Origin of the sequence: Tenacibaculum aiptasiae (assembly GCF_008806755.1) — a bacterium.
Taxonomy (GTDB): Bacteria; Bacteroidota; Bacteroidia; order Flavobacteriales; family Flavobacteriaceae; genus Polaribacter; species Polaribacter aiptasiae.
Genome location: NZ_WAAU01000014.1, coordinates 311172 through 328738 on the forward strand (window position 1 = coordinate 311172; position 17567 = coordinate 328738).

17 protein-coding genes and 1 tRNA gene are annotated in these 17567 nt (G+C 30.4%); 14 read left to right on the forward strand and 4 right to left on the reverse strand.

What is annotated here, in order from left to right; genetic code table 11:
- Positions 1-2 precede the first annotated feature (2 nt).
- The 5 genes from porK (at position 3) to F7018_RS11035 (ending at position 5652) form a co-directional block, all read left to right on the forward strand.
- On the forward strand, positions 3-1385 hold the full coding sequence (gene porK, locus F7018_RS11015; protein ID WP_150900115.1) for a T9SS ring complex lipoprotein PorK/GldK: 1383 nt from the start codon (positions 3-5) through the stop codon (positions 1383-1385).
- 51 nt (positions 1386-1436) lie between these two features.
- On the forward strand, positions 1437-2075 hold the full coding sequence (porL, locus tag F7018_RS11020; protein WP_150900116.1) for a type IX secretion system motor protein PorL/GldL: 639 nt from the start codon (positions 1437-1439) through the stop codon (positions 2073-2075).
- Between the two features lie 42 nt (positions 2076-2117).
- Entirely contained in the window at positions 2118-3650 is a 1533-nt protein-coding gene (gene porM, locus F7018_RS11025; protein WP_150900117.1) for a type IX secretion system motor protein PorM/GldM, read from the forward strand.
- A gap of 18 nt (positions 3651-3668) precedes the next feature.
- Positions 3669-4526, forward strand: coding sequence for a type IX secretion system ring subunit PorN/GldN (porN, locus tag F7018_RS11030; RefSeq protein ID WP_150900118.1), 858 nt, complete (start codon positions 3669-3671; stop codon positions 4524-4526).
- Positions 4527-4602: 76 nt separating this feature from the next.
- Positions 4603-5652 carry an NAD(P)/FAD-dependent oxidoreductase gene (locus tag F7018_RS11035; protein WP_317132382.1) on the forward strand — a complete coding sequence of 350 codons (1050 nt, stop codon included), beginning with the start codon at positions 4603-4605 and terminating at the stop codon, positions 5650-5652.
- Positions 5653-5656: 4 nt separating this feature from the next.
- On the opposite strand, the gene F7018_RS11040 is transcribed toward F7018_RS11035, so the two are convergent.
- Positions 5657-6052 (reverse strand): DUF983 domain-containing protein, encoded by a 396-nt coding sequence (locus tag F7018_RS11040; RefSeq protein WP_150900119.1) that lies wholly within the window; start codon positions 6050-6052, stop codon positions 5657-5659.
- Between the two features lie 116 nt (positions 6053-6168).
- Between F7018_RS11040 and F7018_RS11045 the strand changes: the two genes are divergently transcribed.
- From F7018_RS11045 to F7018_RS11060, 4 genes are read left to right on the forward strand one after another with little or no spacing between them, the layout of a single operon-like run.
- Positions 6169-8088, forward strand: coding sequence for an ABC-F family ATP-binding cassette domain-containing protein (locus F7018_RS11045; RefSeq protein WP_150900120.1), 1920 nt, complete (start codon positions 6169-6171; stop codon positions 8086-8088).
- 1 nt (position 8089) lies between these two features.
- The gene (locus tag F7018_RS11050; RefSeq protein WP_150900121.1) at positions 8090-8647 is read left to right on the forward strand and encodes a hypothetical protein; all 558 of its coding nucleotides are present in this window, start codon (positions 8090-8092) and stop codon (positions 8645-8647) included.
- 22 nt (positions 8648-8669) lie between these two features.
- Entirely contained in the window at positions 8670-9584 is a 915-nt protein-coding gene (locus tag F7018_RS11055) for a 1-aminocyclopropane-1-carboxylate deaminase/D-cysteine desulfhydrase (protein ID WP_262713964.1), read from the forward strand.
- On the forward strand, positions 9584-10375 hold the full coding sequence (locus F7018_RS11060) for a glucosaminidase domain-containing protein (protein ID WP_150900123.1): 792 nt from the start codon (positions 9584-9586) through the stop codon (positions 10373-10375). Before F7018_RS11055 ends, F7018_RS11060 begins: the two co-directional genes overlap by 1 nt.
- Positions 10376-10426: 51 nt before the next feature.
- Here the strand turns inward: F7018_RS11060 and F7018_RS11065 are convergent, their stop codons facing one another.
- On the reverse strand, positions 10427-11545 hold the full coding sequence (locus tag F7018_RS11065) for a vWA domain-containing protein (protein WP_150900124.1): 1119 nt from the start codon (positions 11543-11545) through the stop codon (positions 10427-10429).
- 227 nt (positions 11546-11772) lie between these two features.
- Between F7018_RS11065 and F7018_RS11070 the strand changes: the two genes are divergently transcribed.
- From F7018_RS11070 to F7018_RS11085, 4 genes are read left to right on the forward strand one after another with little or no spacing between them, the layout of a single operon-like run.
- Entirely contained in the window at positions 11773-14004 is a 2232-nt protein-coding gene (locus tag F7018_RS11070; RefSeq protein ID WP_150900125.1) for a tetratricopeptide repeat-containing sensor histidine kinase, read from the forward strand.
- Positions 14001-14732 (forward strand): LytR/AlgR family response regulator transcription factor, encoded by a 732-nt coding sequence (locus F7018_RS11075; RefSeq protein ID WP_150900126.1) that lies wholly within the window; start codon positions 14001-14003, stop codon positions 14730-14732. Before F7018_RS11070 ends, F7018_RS11075 begins: the two co-directional genes overlap by 4 nt.
- 2 nt (positions 14733-14734) lie before the next feature.
- Positions 14735-15097, forward strand: coding sequence for a hypothetical protein (locus tag F7018_RS11080; protein ID WP_150900127.1), 363 nt, complete (start codon positions 14735-14737; stop codon positions 15095-15097).
- 2 nt (positions 15098-15099) lie between these two features.
- Positions 15100-15615, forward strand: a complete 516-nt coding sequence (locus tag F7018_RS11085; protein ID WP_150900128.1) for a gamma carbonic anhydrase family protein — start codon at positions 15100-15102, stop codon at positions 15613-15615.
- A gap of 60 nt (positions 15616-15675) precedes the next feature.
- Here the strand turns inward: F7018_RS11085 and F7018_RS11090 are convergent, their stop codons facing one another.
- Positions 15676-16143, reverse strand: a complete 468-nt coding sequence (locus F7018_RS11090; protein WP_150900129.1) for a hypothetical protein — start codon at positions 16141-16143, stop codon at positions 15676-15678.
- Between the two features lie 103 nt (positions 16144-16246).
- Here F7018_RS11090 and F7018_RS11095 point away from each other — a divergent pair, with 103 nt between their 5' ends.
- Entirely contained in the window at positions 16247-17224 is a 978-nt protein-coding gene (locus F7018_RS11095; RefSeq protein ID WP_150900130.1) for an endonuclease/exonuclease/phosphatase family protein, read from the forward strand.
- A gap of 168 nt (positions 17225-17392) precedes the next feature.
- On the opposite strand, the gene F7018_RS11100 is transcribed toward F7018_RS11095, so the two are convergent.
- Positions 17393-17465 (reverse strand) — tRNA-Phe (locus F7018_RS11100).
- Between the last annotated feature and the right edge of the window lie 102 nt (positions 17466-17567).

Sequence of the window (17567 nt, forward strand, 5' to 3'; positions counted from 1 at the left end):
ATATGAAGAAAATAGCAGTACTTGCATTATTAGTATCTATCGCTTACTCTTGTGGTTCAAGTGGAGGAGATAGAGGAGAATTAGTCGGAGTAAAGTCAAAAAGAAAATGGTTTGCAGAAAAGCCATATGGAATGGCTAAAATCCCTGGAGGTTCGTTTACAATGGGTAAACAAGATGAAGATCCTTTAGGAGCTATGAATGCCCCAACTAAGACAGTAACCGTTCAGCCGTTTTATATGGATGAGTCTGAAATTACTAATAGTGAATATAAACAGTTCGTATACTGGGTAAGAGATTCAATTACTAGAACAAAGTTAGCTTACCAAGCAGAGTTTGCTTCAGGAGGTGATGAAGATCCAGCAAATGCAGGTAAAAATGCTCAAGGTATACAATTATATGCTTTTGCTTCTAAGGATACAGTAAATGAAACTCCTTACGAAAAGTATATGAGAGAAAATTACTATGAGTTAGGAGAAGGGTTAGATTCTCTAAAGCCTTTAAACTGGCAAGAAGACTTAGTGTGGGAAGCTCAGGAGTATCCAGATGCTGACTATGTAGAAGTAATGGATTCTTTATATATAAAAAAGGACGAAGCCTTAAACGGAATCAGAACTTTTAATACAAAATTATTAAACTACAGATACTTCTGGTTTGATAACGATGCTGCTGCAAGAACTGGTAAGAATAGAAAAGATTTCATGAAGAGTGAGGTAATCAATGTATATCCAGATACAACAGTTTGGATTAAAGATTTTAACTACTCATACAATGATCCAATGCACCAAGAATATTTTGCACACAAAGCATACGAAAACTATCCAGTAGTTGGAGTAACTTGGAACCAAGCAAAAGCTTTTTGTCACTGGAGAACTAAAACAAAAAATAGATACCAAAGATCTAGAAAGAAATTAGGTTTAGTACCTAACTTCAGATTGCCAACAGAGGCAGAGTGGGAGTATGCTGCTCGTGGAGGTTTAAATTATGCAAAATACCCATGGGGAGGTCCTAGTACAACAAGTGATAGAGGTTGTTTCTTAGCAAACTTTAAACCAGTACGTGGAGATTATGCAGCTGACGGAGCTTTATATACAGTAGAAGCAGTTTCATATAATCCTAATGAGTATGGATTATACAATATGGCAGGTAATGTTGCAGAGTGGACAAACACAGCATACAATCAAATGTCATACTACATGGGGTCAACAATGAATCCAAATGTAGAAATCAAAGAAAACAGAAGAAAAATCATCCGTGGAGGATCATGGAAAGATGTAGCGTATTTCTTAGAAGTAAGTTCTCGTGATTGGGAATATGCAGATACAGCAAGAAGTTACATCGGATTTAGAACAGTACAAGATTACTTAGGTACTAACAAAAATCAGTAAACAAATTACAAACAAGAATAAATATTAATTCCCTTAAAAATCAAAAGAATTATGGCACAATCAAAATCAACTAAGAAAATGTTCAATATGGCTTACGGTTTAGGAGCCGCAGTTGTAATTATTGGAGCATTATTTAAAATCTTACACTGGCCTTTCGGAAACGAAGTATTAATGGTAGGTATGATCGTAGAAGCATTAGTATTCGGTATCTCAGCATTTGAACCTGTTGAAGATGAATTAGACTGGACAAAAGTATATCCAGAATTAGCAGACGGAGAGTCTTTAGGAGTAAAAAATGGAGAAGCTACTCCAGCTGAAGCTCAAAGCATGTTATCTCAAAAATTAGATGATATCTTAAGAGATGCTCGTTTAGACGCAAACTTAGTATCAAGCTTAGGAGAGAGCATCAAAAACTTCCAAGGTGCTGCAGAAGGGTTAACTTCAACTTCAAACACTATTGCATCAACTAATCAATATAACGAGCAAATGGCAATGGCTGCTGCTAAATTAGAATCTTTAAACGGATTATATTCTACTCAAGTAGAAAATGCAGGTAAGCAAGCTGATTTAAACTCTGCATTAGTTGAAAATTCTCAACGTTTACAAGAACAAATGGAATCGTTAGCTACTAACTTATCTTCTTTAAATGGAGTATACGGAGGTATGTTAACTGCAATGTCGAATAAATAATTAGTTTATCTAATTAATATTAACTAACAAACTAATTATAGTATGGCAGGAGGAAAACTATCACCAAGGCAGAAGATGATTAACCTAATGTATCTGGTATTTATTGCAATGTTAGCAATGAATATGAGTAAAGAGGTATTATCTGCTTTCGGTTTGATGAATGAGAAGCTTGTAGAAGCAAATGATAAAGCAACTGTAAAGAACGCAAGTGCATACACTACTTTAGCTAAAAAAGCTAAAGAGCAAGCTAAACAGTATGGAGAAGCTAAAGAGAAAACAGATAAATTAAAAGTTTTAGCTGACGATTTATATGGATACATTGGAGATTTAAAAACTCAAATGATGGCAGGAGTTAAAGATCCTAAAGCATATGAATCAATGGATAAATCTAAGTTCTTAGACGTACTTTTCTTCAAAGGAGGTAAAGTAACTAAGCAAGGTAAAGAATTCGTTGCTAAAATTGAAGAGTTTAGAAACCAAGCAGCAGGTCTATTAGAAGGAACAGAAGTAGCAGAAGTTATTAAAGCTCGTTTTAATACGGACAAAGTAACTAATAAAGATAAAAAGAAAATTGACTGGTTAAAATATAACTACGAAGGATTTCCTTTAGTAGCATCTTTAACTAAGTTTACTCAAATTCAAGCTGATGTTAAAGCAACTGAATCTGATGCATTATCTGCTTTATTACAAGGTGAATTAGAGAGTGCAGTTTCTTTAAAGAATTATGAAGCAATGGTTCTTTTTGAAAAGAATGCATACTACCCAGGTGAAAAATTATCAGGTAAGATTGTTTTAGGTAAGAAAGATGACAATTTAACTGCTGAAAAAGTAATTGTTAACGGTAAAGAAATTGAAGCTGACAAAATCAAGGCAGGACAGGTTATCTTAGACGGACCAGCTGGACCTGTAGGAGATAAGACATTAGAAGGAGAGTTCCAATTCATGGAAAACGATTCTTTAGTAACTATTCCAATTGTTGGAGGTTATTCAGTAATTCCAAAGCCTAATGAAGCTGTGGTATCTGCAGACAAAATGAATGTAGTATACCGTGGATTACCAAACCCATTAACTATTTCAGTACCAGGAGTAGCAAGTAACAAAGTAAAAGCTTCTGCACCAGGATTAAGACAAGTTAAAGGAGACAAGTATGTAATGAGACCAGGTAAAGGTGGAGAAGTAACTATTAGAGTTTCTGCTGAATTACCAGGTGGTGGAAAAATTAACACACCAAAGAAGTATAGAATTAAAGACATACCACCAGCAGTAGGTATGGTAAGAGGTCAATATGGTACTGTAAGAATGCCTAAAGCTAGTGTATCTAGAATTAATGTAGGTGCAGGTTTACCAGATTTCTTATTCGATTTAAGATTAAATGTATCTAGTTTTAAAATTAAAGTGCCAGGTCAGGTAACTGTGCCAGTAAATGGAACTAAATTAACAGCTAGAGCAAAACAGGCATTAGGTAGAGCAAGAAGAAATGATGTAATTACTATTTATGATATTAAAGCATCTGTATCTGGTTCTAACTATAAAATCAAGAAAGTATTACCTGTTAGTATAGAAATTACGAATTAATAAGTAAAAATTTAAAGTATGAATTGGAAGCGTTTTTATATGGTTTTATTTGCACTTGCTACAACAAGTTATGTAAGTGCCCAAGCTAACCTCTTAAATGCTACAAAGGTAGATGAAATTGGAGTTAAATCTGAAGCACAAATAGTTTCAGAGGACGATAAGCCACTTCCTTATGGTTATATTAGCGATAGAGATGTGTTATGGTCTAAAGTGGTGTGGGAATATGTTGATTTAAATCAAAAGATCAATTTACCTTATTACTATCCAATTGATACTACAAATGCAGGTTTAACAAGACGTTCATTATTTGATACATTGTTAAAAGGTATTAAAAATGGTGAGATCAAAGAGGTTTATAGTGATTCTTATTTTACAACTAAGATTGGAATGGAAGAAATTAAATCTATGACTTACAACGAGCGTGATGATGGTTACGGAAATGTTGATGGTTATTCTGTACAGTCTGCAGATATCAAAGGATACTTAATTAAAGGTATTTGGTATTTCGACAAAAGAGGTGGAGAGCTTAAGTATCGTATGTTAGCTCTAGCTCCAATGGGACCAGATGTACAGATTTTAGGTACAGATATCGAAGATGAAGGAGAGTATGCATTATTCTGGGTATTCTTCCCAGATGCAAGAGAAACTTTACATGCATCAAAAGTATTTAATCCTGAAAACTCAGCACAACCATTGTCTTATGATAACTTGTTAAATGCGAGAAGATTTACTTCTACAGTTAGAAAGGAAGAGAATATTTACGGAGATAGATCTATTAAAGATTATGTAAGAGGTAATTCTTTATTCCAATTATTAGAAGCTGATAGAATTAAAGAAGGAATTCGTAACAGAGAAATGGATATGTGGAATTACTAGTAATTCTCATTGAATAAAATAAAAAGCGTTTGCATTGCAAACGCTTTTTTTGTTTTAATAATAGTATTTTTGAACTATGAATATTGAGGTTGATTATATTATAGTAGGTTTAGGGTTAGCAGGGATATCATTTGCTGAAATTTTAGAAAAAAATAATAAGAGTTTTGTCGTTTTTGAAGATAATTCACAAAATTCCTCTATAGTGGCTGGTGGAGTATACAATCCTGTAATATTAAAACGTTTTACACCTGTTTGGAATGGGCATAAACAAATAGAACTAGCAAAACCATTTTATAAAAATATAGAAGAAAAACTATCAACTCAATTAGATTATGAATTTCCAACAAAAAAAGTGTTCAATAGCGTAGGAGATGAAAACAATTGGTTTATAGCTTCAGATAAGCCAATGTTAGCTCAATACATGCTTCCTAAGGTATTAAAAGGAAAAATTGATGGTGTTGTAGGTGATTTTGGATTTGGCGAATTAAAAGGCACAGGAAGAGTTGATACTACAACACTTGTAAAATTGTATAAAGCGTATTTGAATGAAAAGAGCTTGTTAATAAATGAAAGTTTTAAACATTCAGAGTTAATTTTAAAAGGAGAAAAAGTAAATTATAATAATATTATTGCTAATAGAGTTGTTTTTTGTGAAGGTTTTGGAGTAAAGAATAACCCATATTTTAATGAGCTTCCTCTAAAAGAAGCAAAAGGAGAAACGATAACAATTCATGCACCAGAATTAAAAATCAATTTCTTATTAAAGTCTAGTGTGTTTGTAATGCCATTAGGCAATGATTATTACAAGGTTGGAGCTACCTTTAATTGGACAGATAAAACATCATTACCTACCAAAGAAGGGAGAAAGGAGTTGGAAGATAAATTGCAAAAAGTAATCTCAGTTCCATACACAGTAACCGATCAGTTGGCAGGAATTAGACCAACAGTAAAAGATAGAAGACCTTTAGTAGGAGTACATCCTAAATATAAACAATTAGCAGTTTTAAATGGTTTAGGAACTCGAGGTGTTATGATAGGCCCAAGTATTGCCACAAGCTTATTTAAACACTTAGAAAAAGATGAAAAACTAGATAAAGAAATAGATATAAAAAGGTTTGAGAAATAAATTGTTATTTCTCAGATTGTAATTCCTTAGCCTTTTTATTGTACGATACAAAGAGGTTAATCCAGATTATACGAGATAAGCGTAAATTGATAGGAGTTAATAATAGAGAAACAACTACAATAGATATAAAACTCTTTAAGATTGAGAGTCCAAGGAAAACTTTAGCTATAATAAAAATACCAACAAACAAAGCAACAGCAATAGCATAATTAACATACATAGCACCAAAGAAAAAAGAAGGCTCCATCATGTATTTTAAATTACATTTAGGGCAATTTTCATGCAATGTTGTTATTTTTTTTGGATTGAAAGATATACGATATTTAAAAAACTCACCTTCATGACAACGAGGGCATTTACTTTTAAAAATACTGTATAGTTTACTTCCTTTTCCAAACATATCTTATTATTGGCCTAATTAATTATTTCGTTTTGTAAGTTTGCACAAATTTCAACAAAAATAACACAGTATTTTGTAACAGTAGTTACAAAAACAAAGTAATTCGTAAAAAGACTATGTTAAACGTACATAATTTATCGGTTTCGTTCATGGGAACAGATTTATTCTCAGGAATCACTTTTAAATTAAATAAAGGAGATAGAATAGGATTGATTGGGAAAAATGGAGCAGGAAAATCTACTTTATTAAAAGTGCTTTCTAAAGATATTGAAAGCAGTGGAGGTACTATGGCTTTTGATAAAGAAGTACGAATAGGTTTTTTACGTCAGGATATAGATTTTGTTCATGGTAGAACAATATTAGAAGAAGCGTATCAGGCATTTACAGAAATTAAAGAAATAGAATTTGAGCTTGATGAAATTAACCAACAGCTAGCTGAAAGAACCGATTATGAAAGTGAAGCTTATAATGAGTTAATTATAAGCTTGAATGAAAAAACAGAACGTTATGAGTTGTTGGGAGGTTATAACTATCAAGGTGAAACAGAAAAGATTTTACAAGGTTTAGGTTTTCAAAGAGAAGATTTTGATAAGCTGACAGATACTTTCTCAGGAGGGTGGCGTATGCGTATTGAATTAGCAAAACTATTATTACAAAGTAATGATATATTATTACTAGATGAGCCTACTAACCACTTAGATATTGAATCGATTATTTGGTTAGAAAACTTCTTGAAAAATTATGCAGGAGCAGTAGTCTTAGTTTCTCATGATAAGATGTTTTTAGATAATGTAACCAATAGAACTATAGAAATATCTTTAGGTCAAATTTACGATTACAAAAAGCCTTATTCAGAGTTTTTAAAGTTACGAGCTGAAATAAAAGAAAAGCAATTACAAGCGCAAAAGAATCAACAAAAAGAAATAGAGCATACAGAAAAGCTTATTGAGAAATTTAGAGCGAAGGCGAATAAGGCTGCAATGGCTCAATCCTTAATAAAGAAGCTTGATAGAGTTGAGCGTATTGAAGTAGATCAAGATGATAATGCTACAATGAACGTTCGTTTTGCAATTTCAAAAGAGCCAGGTAAAATAATTGTAGAAGCAGAAAACTTAGCCAAAAGTTATGGAGATAAACAAGTGCTTCAAAATGTAGATTTGCTAATAGAGCGTAATAGTAAAATAGCTTTTGTTGGTCAAAATGGACAAGGGAAATCTACATTAGCTAAAATGATGGTGGGAGAAATTCCGTTTGAAGGAAATTTAAAATTAGGACACAATGTAGAAATAGGATATTTTGCTCAAAATCAATCAGAAGAATTACCACCAGAAAAAACAGTGTTGGAAATTATGGAAGATGCTGCGACAGATTCTAACAGAATGCGAGTTAGAGATATGTTGGGGTCATTCTTATTCGGAGGAGAAGCAGTTGATAAAAAAGCAAAAGTATTATCGGGAGGAGAACGAAATCGTTTGGCATTATGTAAATTATTATTATCACCTTTCAATGTGTTAATAATGGATGAGCCTACGAATCACCTAGATATAGCTTCAAAAAATGTACTAAAGAAAGCACTTCAAAGCTTTGATGGAACATTAATTATAGTGTCTCATGATCGTGATTTTCTACAAGGTTTAACTACAACAGTTTATGGTTTTAAAGACAAAGTAATAAAAGAATATTTAGGAGATATTGATTATTTCTTAGAGCAACACAAAATGGAAAGTTTACGTGATGCAGAAAAGAAAACTGTTGTAAAAGAAGGAAAAGATACTTCAAAGAAAGAAAATTATAAATTATCTAGAGAGCAAGAAAAAGAAATTAAAAAATTAAAAAATAAAATAAATAAAATTGAAAATAGAATAGCTGACATCGAAGCAGAAATAGAAAAAATAGACTTAGAGTTAGCTCAAAACTATGAAGAGGTATCTTCTCAGCCTAATTTCTTTGAAAATTATAAAGCAAAGAAGGCAGAGGTTGATACTTTAATGGAAGAATGGGAAACAATTGAAGAACAAATTGCAAATTATAATTAAAATGAAAAAGTATTTAATCATCACACTTTTAGCGTTAATATCTTGTAGTAGTAATGAAGATAGCCATGAAATAAAAGATATAACTATAGTTACAGGAATAAAATTAATAAATGATTTTGGACTAGAAATAGGCCGTTTAGGAAATCCTAATGGGTTGTTTTATAAGAAAGAAAAAGATCAAAATGATCCTTCTAAATATGTGAAAAATAAAATTGTTACGATGTATCCTATACCAGCAGTCAATATTTTTAAGTTGGCTTCACAAAAAAATATTTTAAAGGTTTGGGTTTTAAAGGGACAGTCAACAAATGTGTTTAAAAACGTTGTTTTTGAAGATTATTTGACAAATGATTTATACACAACCAATGAGGTGATAAACAAAGCTATTGAAGAAATAAAGCCAACAAAACTTACCAATTCATTAACTATAAATGCAAGTAAATTTGAGAATGGGCTTTACAGAGTTTTTGTTGAACTAGAGGGAGGAGAAATATACTGGGAAAACACTTATATAGGAGATTATAATAATGATTTTGAATCAATAAATTATTGGAAATAAATTGTTTTTGTCCAATCCTAATATACAAAATCAACAAGTTCTTCTTCCTATTTTAGAAGAAAAACAAGTGACGCTTTATATAAAGCGAGAAGATCAAATTCATCCATTTGTTTCTGGGAATAAATTCAGAAAACTTAAATACAATATAGCTCAAGCTAAAGAACAACAAAAAAGCACTTTGTTAACTTTTGGAGGAGCATTTTCTAATCATATTGCAGCAACAGCAATTGCAGGGAAATTATCGGGATTTAAGACTATGGGAGTAATAAGAGGAGATGAACTGGGAATAGATTTAGACAAAACATTAGCTCAAAATGAAACTTTAAGAGAAGCTTTTAAAAATGGAATGGAGTTTAAATTTGTTTCAAGATCAGTTTATAGACAAAAAACAGAAAAAAGTTTTATAGAAGAACTTCAAAAAGAGTTTGGAGATTTTTATTTGGTACCAGAAGGAGGAACTAATGAATTGGCAATAAAAGGTTGTAAAGAGATCTTAACAAAAGAAGATGAAAAATTCGATTATATTTGTTCTGCAATTGGTACTGGAGGTACTATTTCTGGTTTAATAGAATCAGCTAAAGAGCATCAAAAAATAATTGGTTTTCCAGCATTAAAAGGAAGTTTTTTAGAAAAAGAAATTCAACAGTTTGTTCAAAGGAATGATAATTGGAGCTTGGAAAATGAGTATCATTTTGGTGGATACGGAAAATATAATGAAGAGCTAATTCGTTTTATAAACGAGTTTAAAAAAGCTACAAATATTCCATTAGATCCAATTTATACAGGGAAAATGATGTTTGGATTGCTAGAGAAGATTAAGAAAGATGAATTTCCAAGAAATACAAAAATATTAGCAATTCATACAGGTGGTTTACAAGGGATAGCAGGGGTAAACCAAAAATTAAAGAATAAAAATCAAGAGATAATAAACATTTAATGAGAATAAAGTTAGTTTTTTATATAGCAATTTGCACAACGTTTTTAGTAAGCTGTGGTTCTAATAAAAATGTAGTCAAATCAAAGCAAAAAGAAGTTGTTTTAGAAGAAGTTAAAGAAGTAATGCCAGAGTTACCACAATTAGAGCAGGTACAAAAACCTTTAAAAACAAATACAAACCACACAGTAGCTTATATTCAGAAGTTTGCACCAATTGCTGTAAAAAAAATGCATGAGCATAATATTCCAGCTAGTATAACTTTAGCACAAGGAGTATTAGAATCAGGGAGTGGAAGAAGTGATTTAGCAAGGAGGTCAAATAATCATTTTGGAATCAAATGTCATAGAGGTTGGAAAGGAAAAAGTGTAACACACGATGATGATGAAAAAGGAGAATGTTTCAGAAAATATAAATATCCAGAAACTTCATACGAAGACCATTCACAATTTTTACTTACCCGTAAAAGATATGCTAGCTTATTTAAATTAGGGCATACAAATTACAAAGGATGGGCTTATGGTTTACGAAGAGCAGGTTATGCAACAGATAAACGTTACCCACAAAAGCTAATAGGAATTATAAAGAAATATAATTTAGCAAAGTACGATAGAGTTAAACCTAAAAACTATAAGAAGCCCCAAGAGGTTAAAACAGGATATCATGAAGTACAAAAAGGAGATACTTTATATTCTATTGCTAGGAAATACCAAACTACAGTAAGTAAAATTAAGGAAGCAAATGGACTTACGAATAACAGTATTAGTATAGGAGAAAAATTAGTAATTAAATAAAAAAGCGGAGAACCACTCCGCTTTGAAAACTAACAACTAATCAAACTAAACCTACCAAGAATAGTTTTTCTTTTTCGCTTGGTTTTTTATAGCTTTAATCATAACACTTTCCAATTCGTTATTCTTAGATGATTCACGTTGTTTTTTAGCTACGTATAGTTTTCTTTTTTTATTTAATTCTTTTATTTTTTCTTGAATTTCTAATCGTTCTTTACGTTTAGTTTCTACATACTTTTTTATTTCTTTAGATGATTTATTTTGTAAATGTTTAGGAAGTTGTTTTTTCTTTAATTTATTATAATCAATCTCTTTTTCTTCAGAAGCATCAACTAGATCCCATTCAGCATTTTTATATAACTTAGAGCTTTTGGTAATAGCTCTTTTTACAACTACAACTTCATTCAAAGTAAGAGCATTAGCATCTTGTTTTGTTTGATTACTATATTTAGAGTACCCTTTGTTTCCATAATGAATGTAAGTTTTGTTTAGTTTTTTATTTAAAATGATAATCTCTTTGTCATAAGGAGTTACTATATGAACAATGTTCTTATTGTGATTAATAGTCATGTAATCACCACCACCATAAATAGCTCCGTCTCTCCACATTCCAGAAACTCCTAAATTATAATCACCACAAAAAATAGTGTTAATGGTAATGTCTTTTTCTTTAGCGTTGGTTATTGCATCTTTATAGTTTAGCTTACCTTGTGTAAAAGGTTCGTTTCCTGCAATAAAAATCATTTTTAAATCATTCTTTCTTTTACCCCAATCTAGTTCATTAAGAGAGGTTTGAATAACTTGCCCGCAAAATTCACTTCCTCCATTTGTGGTTAGAGAAAACAGGTGTTCAGAAATATCATCTAAGTTACTAGTGAATTGTAATACCTGACGAATATATCCTTCTTTTGACGATAATTGATCGTTTCCATACTCATACAATGCGATTTCCAATTTAGGAGTTACTCCATTACATTTAGCATAAGATAATTCGTTTACAATTTCCCATAATTGAGCTTTTGCTTGATTAATCAGTCCATCCATACTATTACTTGTATCTAATAATAAAGCAACCTTGGTAGTTTGTGTTTTGTTGTCAGGATTGATAGCATAACCAACGACAGAAAATAAAAAAGTAAAAACGAATAAAATTTTTAATACATGAGTTTTCATAATTTTTTGCTTTTAAGTTATTAATAGTTTGGTAGCTAATTACTTCAAAATTAAGAGCAACTTATTTTATAAAAAAACGAAAATGAGTAAACGGTCAGTGTTAATGAGTAATTAGAGTTAAGAAATGAGTAAAGGAGGTTTTTGAAGAGTGTTTTAAGGTGTGGCTGGTGGTTTTCAATTTTTTGAACTCAGTTTTTGTATGTATGTTTACATTAATTAAGAAAGAGATGAATAAAAAAATATACATATTATTAGCATTATTACTACTGAACGTTTGTGTGGTTTTTTCTCAAAATAAAGAGAATATAGCTAAAGAGTTTTCAGTAAAAGTGAAGGTGGTAGATGATGACTCGGGAGACGCAATTGAAAATGCAGATGTATCAGTAAACGGTAGAAGGTTTTTATTTTCAAACTCAGAACAAAGATATATTGTTAAGGCAAGATCGAATGATGAACTTGTGGTTGCTCATCCAGATTTTATGACTGTTTATTATACGATAAAAGATAATGAAGATATAAAAGTTTTAGTAGAAAACTTTGAAGGAGAGAAAAAATCAAAATATAGTTTAAATAAAATTTCATTTAAAAGTAGTAAAAAACGAGCAAGGAAAAGAGAAGCTAATTTATTTAATAAATATTTCGATTCTGTAAAATTTTATAAGGAAAAAAACTTAGATAAAAGTTTAACTTTTGTTGAAAAAATGCTGAATGAAAGTGAAACAAAAAGACGTAAGTCAGTTTCCTATAAAGAGCTAGGAGAAATATATACATATTGGAAACAGTATGATTTAGCAATAGAAAATTATAAGGCATCTATTAAAGAAGTAACTGATAATAAAGTATTGTTATTGCTAGCTAAAACAGAATTATTAGCTTTAAAAAATGGAGATGCAAGGAGAAATTATAAAAAAGCACTAAAAGGAAAATTAAGCAAATATGATCGTTTACTAGCGAATGAAGGATTAGGTGATACATATAAGAATTTACAAGAGTTTAATAGAGCTATAGGTAGCTATAAAAATGCTTTGAAAATTGCTCAAGAAAATCAAATAAAATCTAAGATAACAGATCTAAACGCTAGTTTGGCAGAAGTCTATGTTAAGTTGGGAAAAGAAAAGAAAGCAGATTCGCTATTTAAAAACTCTTTAGATTTTGCATATGATAATGCTGGACGCACATTTAATTCCTTGAAAGTACAACAAAAAGTTGCCGATTATTATAATCAAGCTCAGCGTTATGATGATGAAATAGATTTAAGAAAGGAAAGTTTAAAAAATGCAAAAAACATAATAGTTAATGAAGAAGATAAAGAATCACAAGTAGACTCTATTACTTCACAAAAAATAAATTATAAGATAGGGAATGCTTATATTCAAAAAGAGGAATATAATGAGGCAATACCCTATTTGAAAAAGAGTATAGAAGAAGCTGATAAAAATGAAGATATTATTATTCAAAAAGATGCAACTCGTAAACTTTCTGAAGTTTTAGAATCGGTAGGAAATAACAAGGGAGCATTAGAAGCTTATCAAAGTTATGTAAAGTTGGTTGATACCCTATATTCAAGGAAAGAACAAGAGATACAACAAATTAAACGTTTTGGTAGGAGGATAGCAGAGAGTCAAAATAGAATATCAAGTTTAGAAAAAGATAAAGAGTTAGCAGATAATAAAATAGATTTAGCCTACAAGGATCAACAATTAACTCAAGAAAGTAATAAACGTCAAGAATTAATAATTTACTCATTACTAGCAGGGATTTTGTTAATGTGTTTATTAGCTTATTTTATGCATCGTACCAATAAAGAACAAAAGCTAGCAAATAATTTGTTAGCACTAAAATCGATGCGTTCACAAATGAATCCTCATTTTATATTCAATGCATTAAATTCAGTAAATAATTTTATAGCAGTAAACGACGAACGTAGTGCAAATAGATATTTATCAGAGTTTTCAGTATTAATGCGTTCGGTATTGGAAAATTCGGATGAAGATTTTATTTCGTTGACTAAAGAAATAGAATTGTTGGAGTTATATGTAAAGCTTGAACATAATCGATTTAAAGATAAATTTGAGTATCTAATTTCTGTTGACGAGAAAATAAAATTAGATACTTACACCATTCCTCCAATGTTATTACAGCCCTATATAGAAAATGCAATTTGGCATGGACTACGATATAAAAAAGAGAAAGGGAATTTAGTTATTTCTATGAATCAATATGATGAGAAAAGTATTGTCATAACTATTCAAGATGATGGTGTTGGACGAAAGAAATCGAAAGAAATGAAAACTAAGCATCAATTAAAACAGAAGTCGAAAGGAATGAGTACGATTCAAAATAGAATAGCTATTTTGAACGATATGTATAAAGATAGAATAGCTGTTTCTATTTCCGATTTATTAGAAGATGGAAGTGGGACAAAAGTAAAAATGATTTTAAAAAGAAATGAGCAATGAAATTGAAAGCAATTATAATAGAAGATGAAGCAATAGGAAGAGATATATTAAGGAATTATTTATCAAAATATTGCCCAAATGTTCAATTAATAGGGGAGGCAAGTAATATAGATGATGGACAAAAGTTAATTGAAAGTAATGACTTAGATTTAGTATTTTTAGATGTGGAAATGCCATATGGAAATGGGTTTGATTTGTTAGATAGAATAAAAAATCAAACATTTGAAACCATTTTTGTAACAGCTTATGATCATTATGCAATTGAAGCATTAAACAATCAAGCAACATACTATTTATTAAAGCCCATTTCAATAGATGAATTAATAAAAGCGGTAAGTTTAGTAACAGAGATAAAGGAAAGAGAAAAAGAATTAGAAAACACAGTGCTGTTACCAAAGAATAATCTAGCCTCAGAAAAGATAACAATACCACAACAAGATGGCTTTGAAGTTATTGATATTAACGATATTCAGTTTTGTAAGGCGGATGATAATTATACTGAAATTCACTTTTTAAACTCTAAAAAATTAGTTAGTAAGACATTAAAATATTTTGAAGAATTATTAAAAGAAAGCTCATTTGCTAGAGTACATAAATCGTATTTAGTAAATGTAAATATGATTGTTAAATATAAAAAAGGAAAAGGAGGAAGTGTAATTTTATCTAATGGACAAGAAATTATGGTTTCATCATCAAAAAAAGCGAACCTGTTATCATATTTTAAATAGAAATGAAAAAGCTCACATTATTAATTTTAGTAGTTGTTTTTGCTTCTTGTCACTTTTATGGAAGCAAAGTTGAATTTGAAATAGTTAATAACACAGAATTTGTTATAGATTCATTAAATATTGTTCCGAATTCAGAAAAACCATTAAAAAACATAATCTTAAAGCCATATCAAAAGTCTATGTATGTAGTTGATATGTCTGATATTCCTCCAATAGATGGAAGTTATAATTTGAGTTATAAAATGAATAACGAGTTTGTAAATAAGAATTATGGTTATTATTCAAATGGAATACCTCTTGAAGAATATGTAGTGGTTACTATAGAAAAAGATACAGTAACATTTAATCCAAAAGAAATAGAGTAGAAATGAAAATTATAAAACCAGTAAATGGAAAGTCACCTCAAATACCAGAAGATTGTTATGTAGCAGAAAATGCAACAATTGTTGGGGATGTAGTGATGGGAAAAGAGTGTAGTATTTGGTTTAATGCGGTAATAAGAGGAGATGTTCATTATATTAAAATGGGAGATAAAGTAAATGTTCAAGATGGAGCTGTAATTCATGCAACATATCAAAAATCTCCAACAACAATAGGGAATAATGTGTCTATAGGTCATAATGCAATAGTACATGGATGTACAATACACGACAATGTTTTAGTGGGAATGGGAAGTATTATTATGGACGACTGTGTTGTTGAGTCAAACTCAATTATAGCAGCAGGTGCAGTGGTAACTAAAAATACTAGAATAGAAAGTGGTAGTATTTATGCAGGTATTCCAGCCAAAAAAGTAAAAGATATTTCTAAAGAATTAATCTCGGGAGAAATAGATAGAATAGCCAATAATTATGTAAAGTATTCAGGTTGGTTTAAAGAATAAAAAAAGCCCGGTTTTGTTTCCAAAACTGGGCCTTCAATCAAAAACTACTACTAATCAATTTTATTTTTTATCATCATTTTTATGATGTCTTTTTTTATGTTTTCTACGCTTCATTTTTTTCTTGGCTTTATGCTTCATTTTAGCAGCCATTTTTTCAAATCTTTCGTATTGCTTCTCATTTAGAATACGTTTCATGTCAGCTTTAAAAGCAATTTGAGCATCTAACATTGCACTTTTTTTCGCAAATCGCTCATCAGCTGTTAATTTTTTTCTTTCTTTTCCGCTTTCCTTCATTGCTTTTCTTTTTTCGTGCATAGCTTTACGTTTAGCTATTTTTTCAGCAAGTAAAGGTTTAATTTTACGCTGTTGAGCAGGAGTTAAGTCTAGCTTTAAAGTCATTTTTTTAACAGCTAATTCAGTTTGTTGTTCTACAGTTAATTTTTCAAAATCACCTTTTTTTCCTTTTTGTGCTTGAGTTGTTAAAGTAAATCCAACAGCGAAAACAAATAGTGCGATTAATTTCTTCATCTTTATAAAATTTTAAGTTTTTTAAATATTTACACATCTATGACTATGCTACTTTAAAAAAGTTTAAATTTGAAATACGTTTTTAACATTTCTTTAAAATTTTATGAAAAATATAATCAGAGTTTTAGTAAGGTTGCTTGTTTTGGTAGCAGCAATGTTTTTAGTTTTTTTCTTTTGGGCTTCATCTCCAACTATGGAAGCAGAAGAATATTCAAAATTAATTGAAAATAAATACCCGCAAAGTAAAGATAAAGACTCTGTATATAGTATAGTTACTTATAATGTTGGTTATCTGAGTGGAATGACGAATAATTTACCTATAGCCAAGCCTAAAGAATTATTTGATACTAATTTAAAGAAAGTAAAAGAAGAGTTAAGTAAAGTACAGCCGGATATTATAGCTTTTCAGGAAATAGATTATAATGCATCAAGGTCTTATGAAGTTAATCAAGAAGATGAGTTTTCTAAATTAGGTTATAATTATATTGCTAGAGGAGTAAACTGGGATGAGCGTTATTTACCATATCCATATTGGCCTCCAAGCATGCATTTTGGAAAAGTAGTATCTGGACAATCAATATTAAGTAAATACAAGCTGAAAGATTATGAGCGTATAGTTTTAGAACGAGTTCCAGATAGTCCATTTTATAGAGATGCTTTATATTTAGATAGATTAGTACAAGTAGTTAAAGTTGTACTAGAAGGAAAAGAGGTTGTAATAATAAATATTCACTTAGAAGCATTTGATAAGCCAACAAGAGTTCGTCAGTTTGAATATGTTTTAAATGTCTTTAAGAGGTATAAAAATAACTATCCAACAATTTTATTAGGAGACTTTAATTCAAGAGCTAGAGATCAAGAGGCAATTATCCAGAAGATGTTTAAAGAAGAAGGTGTAGGTAATGCTGCGTTTAATAATCAAAATCCTGAAAATACATTTGATACTAGGGATTTGTATGAGCGAATAGATTACATTTTTTATACAGAAGATAGTATTGATTATATAGAAGGTAAAGTATTAAATGCTTTTGGAGAAGCATCAGATCATTTACCTGTTGAGATGAAGTTTAGATTAAAATAAAAAAAACTCGAAGTGAAAACTTCGAGTTTTTTTTATGTAAATTATGCTGTATTAAATTTTGAATTGTTTGATTTTATTGTAGGTTCTTCATTTGGTTTTAAAACAAAAAGAATTAATCATAAAAAATAAATTTAAATAAAAAACCCGAACGAATGTTCGGGTTTTCGGTGGTGCCTCCAGGAATCGAACCAGGGACACAAGGATTTTCAGTCCTTTGCTCTACCAACTGAGCTAAGGCACCAGTTAAAGCTTATTAAAGTAACAAACGTATAAAAATTATAACTGAAGTTAAAATTTAAATAGTGGTGCCTCCAGGAATCGAACCAGGGACACAAGGATTTTC

Excerpts from the sequence above, each read along its gene's own strand:
- F7018_RS11065 (WP_150900124.1), bottom strand. The coding sequence starts at position 11,545 with ATGAAAACTCATGTATTAAAAATTTTATTCGTTTTTACTTTTTTATTT.
- porK (WP_150900115.1), top strand. The coding sequence starts at position 3 with ATGAAGAAAATAGCAGTACTTGCATTATTAGTATCTATCGCTTACTCT.
- porN (WP_150900118.1), top strand. The coding sequence starts at position 3,669 with ATGAATTGGAAGCGTTTTTATATGGTTTTATTTGCACTTGCTACAACA.
- F7018_RS11045 (WP_150900120.1), top strand. The coding sequence starts at position 6,169 with ATGTTAAACGTACATAATTTATCGGTTTCGTTCATGGGAACAGATTTA.
- F7018_RS11085 (WP_150900128.1), top strand. The coding sequence starts at position 15,100 with ATGAAAATTATAAAACCAGTAAATGGAAAGTCACCTCAAATACCAGAA.
- F7018_RS11060 (WP_150900123.1), top strand. The coding sequence starts at position 9,584 with ATGAGAATAAAGTTAGTTTTTTATATAGCAATTTGCACAACGTTTTTA.
- F7018_RS11090 (WP_150900129.1), bottom strand. The coding sequence starts at position 16,143 with ATGAAGAAATTAATCGCACTATTTGTTTTCGCTGTTGGATTTACTTTA.
- F7018_RS11095 (WP_150900130.1), top strand. The coding sequence starts at position 16,247 with ATGAAAAATATAATCAGAGTTTTAGTAAGGTTGCTTGTTTTGGTAGCA.
- porL (WP_150900116.1), top strand. The coding sequence starts at position 1,437 with ATGGCACAATCAAAATCAACTAAGAAAATGTTCAATATGGCTTACGGT.
- porM (WP_150900117.1), top strand. The coding sequence starts at position 2,118 with ATGGCAGGAGGAAAACTATCACCAAGGCAGAAGATGATTAACCTAATG.
- F7018_RS11050 (WP_150900121.1), top strand. The coding sequence starts at position 8,090 with ATGAAAAAGTATTTAATCATCACACTTTTAGCGTTAATATCTTGTAGT.
- F7018_RS11080 (WP_150900127.1), top strand. The coding sequence starts at position 14,735 with ATGAAAAAGCTCACATTATTAATTTTAGTAGTTGTTTTTGCTTCTTGT.
- F7018_RS11035 (WP_317132382.1), top strand. The coding sequence starts at position 4,603 with ATGAATATTGAGGTTGATTATATTATAGTAGGTTTAGGGTTAGCAGGG.
- F7018_RS11040 (WP_150900119.1), bottom strand. The coding sequence starts at position 6,052 with ATGTTTGGAAAAGGAAGTAAACTATACAGTATTTTTAAAAGTAAATGC.
- F7018_RS11070 (WP_150900125.1), top strand. The coding sequence starts at position 11,773 with ATGAATAAAAAAATATACATATTATTAGCATTATTACTACTGAACGTT.
- F7018_RS11075 (WP_150900126.1), top strand. The coding sequence starts at position 14,001 with ATGAAATTGAAAGCAATTATAATAGAAGATGAAGCAATAGGAAGAGAT.